This is a genomic window from Saccharothrix sp. ST-888 (assembly GCF_000955975.1).
GTDB lineage: Bacteria > Actinomycetota > Actinomycetes > Streptomycetales > Streptomycetaceae > Kitasatospora.
Window position 1 is genome coordinate 1 of sequence record NZ_JYJF01001045.1, and the last position, 281, is coordinate 281.

Annotated in this window: 1 protein-coding gene; it reads left to right on the forward strand. The window is 70.8% G+C overall.

What is annotated here, in order from left to right; translation table 11 throughout:
• A partial coding sequence (locus tag UK12_RS35520; protein ID WP_045307357.1) for a beta-ketoacyl synthase N-terminal-like domain-containing protein occupies window positions 1-281 on the forward strand: 281 nt, incomplete at both ends.

Below are 281 nucleotides of genomic sequence, written 5' to 3' on the forward strand. Positions count from 1 at the left end.
TCGGTACCAACGGCCAGGACTACCTCACCCTTGCCGCCAACTCGCAGGACCAGCTGGAGGGCCAGCTCGGCACGGGCACAGCGGCCAGCGTGGTCTCTGCCCGCCTCTCCTACACCTTCGGCCTGGAGGGCCCGGCGGTCACCGTCGACACGGCCTGCTCCTCCTCGCTGGTCGCCCTGCAGCTCGCCGTGCAGGCGCTGCGCAACGGCGAGTGCTCGATGGCCCTGGCCGGCGGTGTGACGGTGATGTCCACACCGGGGGCCTTCATCGAGTTCAGCCGC